Raw genomic sequence first — 3,071 nt, forward strand, 5'->3', positions numbered from 1 at the left:
TGGCGGGCCGCGGTGGCGAAGCTGGAGGACAACGTGCGGAGGTCGGCGAGGCAGGGGAACCAGCCGAAGTATCTCCTGTCCACGATCGGGCTGTGCGGGAAGTGCGGCGCGACGCTCGTCTCGGGGACGAACAGCCGCAAGCAGCCGACGTACCGCTGCGGCGAGCAGTTCCATCTCACCCGCCAGCGCGAGCCCGTCGATGCGATGGTCACCGAGGCGGTGCTCACGCGTCTGTCCTCGGTGGACGTGCACGACCTCGTGATGCCACAGGAGGACGATGGGCCGGATCGCGAGGAGCTGCTGACGGAGCGGAACGCCCTGGTCGATCGGGTGAAGGAGCTGAGCCCGCTGCTGCGCGACATCCATCAGCCGGTCCTGGAGATAACGGCAGCGATCAACGACGTGAAGGCCCGCATCGACGAGATCGACGCGGAGCTGCTCGACCGTTCGGTGTCGGCGGCGGCGAAGCTGCTCGCGGACGTCGAGGAGCCGGTCGGCACCGCGGAGCGCCGCGAGGTGGTCGAGGCGAAGTGGAAGGTGTTGGACGTGGACCGCCGCCGGATGCTCGTGGACGAGCTGGTGACGGTGACCATCGAGCCCATCACGCCCGGTCACGTGAAATTCGACCCCGACCTGATTCGGATAGAGCCGCGTCGCGACTGACTCATGAGTCGACTCGTCATTGCAATGGTGAGTCGACTCGTGGGAGAATGGTTGCAGACAAGAAGATCCCACCGGGGCCGCGACTTAGAAGCGCGGGGTTCTGCTCCCGGATGAGTAGCCGGTCAAACAGCCCAATTACCGTGGCGGGGAACCGGAAGATACTCATGTCTGAGGACTTCCGATGTCTGTCGTTATCGACGTTCCCCGCGCATCCGCGCTCGACCGCCCTGGCCTCGATCAGGGCTCCACTCCTTCTCCGCAGGCAGACGGCCTCGATCCCGTCATCGCCGCCGCTCGTGCTGCTGGTCGTCTGGCCGGTGAACGCCTGGCTCGCACGCCCCTGACCCCGCGACAGCGCGCCGCGGTCGCCGCCGTGATGGGCGGTGGTCACTGATGAGCGCCAACTCCGCCGCCTTCGACCACGTGAACGGCTTCCGCTGGCGACAGGGCGACCCCTCCCTCGCCGAGTCCGAGGCACGTCTCTACGACCTCGGCGTGCTCCGCTCCGTGCTGGAGGAGTCCGTCGAGATCGCCGTCGCCGACGCCCGCGCCGATGGGGTGACCTGGGCGAAGATCGGCGACGCCCTCGGCGTCACGCACCAGGCTGTCATCAAGCGCTACGGCCGGGGCGGTGGTCGCTGATGCGCGCCGACGCACGCAACCTCAGCACCGCTCCCGCCGACCTGACCCCGCCCGGAGGGCCTGGCCTGGCACCCGCCGAAGGCGGGCTGCCCGTCGTCGTGATGACGGTCCGCAGCCGTGCTTCGCACTCTAAGAGTTTCGGGAGCCTCATTCGTTCCTACGGGCGCGGCAAGGGCTTGTCGATTGCCGCGCCCTGCAACAACGTGCCTGGTCAGCGGTCGGTTCCGCCCGCGCTCCGTCGCGTGGCCTCGTGGGATCATTTTGGGTCTCATTTGGGGGTCAATAGGGGGTCATTTAGGCGCCGCACTCTCTCTGAGGCCCTCCGCGCTGTCCGCGGCGGGGGTGGTCGCCGTGGCTAAGCAGGAGAACAACCCGACGAGCATCGGGCTCACGCAGTACCTCGATCCGTCGTACTGGACCTGGGCTGCCGAGGACCCGAACGGGGCCGCGCTGCTCCAGCAGGGAGCCGAGGCGATCCTCGCCTACGTGGTGCAGCGGCTCGAGGCCACCGGCTGCGAGGTCGTCGAGGCCTACGGCATCGTGCATGACAAGGACGAGCGCGAGGTCTGGAGCGACACGGAGAAGGCTCTGGTGATCGAGCCGAAGCCCGATCACCTGCACGCGGTCATCAAGTTCGCCAGCCGTGCGAAGAGCGCACCGCTGGATCGGCTCGCGTTCGGCATCGGCGTCGAGCCCCAGTACGTCGAGAAGCCGGGCCGCGGGCGGTACGCCTACGACAACATGCTGTCGTATCTGACGCACGTGAAGTACGCGGACAAGCACCAATACGCGCCTTCGGAGGTCGCTACGGTGCGTGGGCCTGACTACCTCGGGATCGACGCCCAGCGTCGGGAGACCTGGCTCAAGGGGCGCGCGCACGTGAAGAAGAAGGTCGTCGCCGAGAACTTCGAGGACATGCGCGAGCGCGTGCTCCAGGGCGAGTTCACGCGGGATCAGATCATGCTCACGGACGAGCTGTTCGACATCTACTCGCGGCATCAGCGGGAGATCGACGACGCGCTGTCGGCCTACGGCCAGCGCCGCGCATACCGGGCGGCGGCGAAGCTCCGCGCCGGTGAGTTCTCGACGCACGTGGTGTTCGTCCATGGGGATGCCGGGATCGGCAAGACCCGGTTCGCCACGGACTTCATCACCGAGGCGATCAACGCGGCGAACGCGCACGGCGAGCGGTGGCAGGTCTACCGGGCCGCGACGGGGAACCCGCTTGATGACTGGCGAGGCGAGGAGGTGCTGCTGCTGGACGATCTGCGGGCCTCGGCGATGGATGCGAACGACTGGCTGCTGCTGCTTGATCCGTACAACGCCTCGCCTGCGAAGGCTCGGTACAAGAACAAGGGCGAGGTGGCCCCGCGCCTTATCGTCATCACGGCGACGATCGAGCCTGTCGAGTTCTTCTACTACGCCCGCCAGAAGGGCAACGTGGACGAGGCGTTGGACCAGTTCATCCGCCGCTTGGCCTCGGTCGTGAAGGTCTATCGTGCCGACGACATCAATCGTTACCTCGTGCAGCACATTGGGAAGATCGAGCCCTACGAGTGGCACCAGTGCAGCATCCCGACCGCCGCACACACGCCCGGCATGTACGGCAACGCGTATCACCAGAACGTCGGGTCGCGGGAACTGACCTACGGTCCGGAGACCTCGGCGGAACATGACGCTGAGGGCGCGGTTGCTGAGCTGCTGGGCGGGCTCGCGGTGCGGAGCCCTGACGTGCCGCTGGCGCTGATCGGAGGTGCCGCATGAGC

At 67.2% G+C, this 3,071-nt stretch carries 3 protein-coding genes and 1 pseudogene; all 4 read left to right on the forward strand.

What is annotated here, in order from left to right:
- A pseudogene (locus tag ACTICP_RS16225) lies at nucleotides 1-663 on the forward strand (recombinase family protein); the annotation flags it as partial.
- A gap of 181 nt (nucleotides 664-844) precedes the next feature.
- Nucleotides 845-1,057, forward strand: a complete 213-nt coding sequence (locus ACTICP_RS16230; RefSeq protein WP_003780572.1) for a hypothetical protein — start codon at nucleotides 845-847, stop codon at nucleotides 1,055-1,057.
- The gene (locus ACTICP_RS16235) at nucleotides 1,057-1,305 is read left to right on the forward strand and encodes a hypothetical protein (protein ID WP_003780556.1); all 249 of its coding nucleotides are present in this window, start codon (nucleotides 1,057-1,059) and stop codon (nucleotides 1,303-1,305) included. Before ACTICP_RS16230 ends, ACTICP_RS16235 begins: the two co-directional genes overlap by 1 nt.
- 342 nt (nucleotides 1,306-1,647) lie before the next feature.
- Entirely contained in the window at nucleotides 1,648-3,069 is a 1,422-nt protein-coding gene (locus ACTICP_RS16240; protein ID WP_003780580.1) for a Rep family protein, read from the forward strand.
- Nucleotides 3,070-3,071 lie beyond the last annotated feature (2 nt).

Source organism: Microbacterium sp. (assembly GCF_052102115.1).
GTDB lineage: Bacteria > Actinomycetota > Actinomycetes > Actinomycetales > Microbacteriaceae > Microbacterium.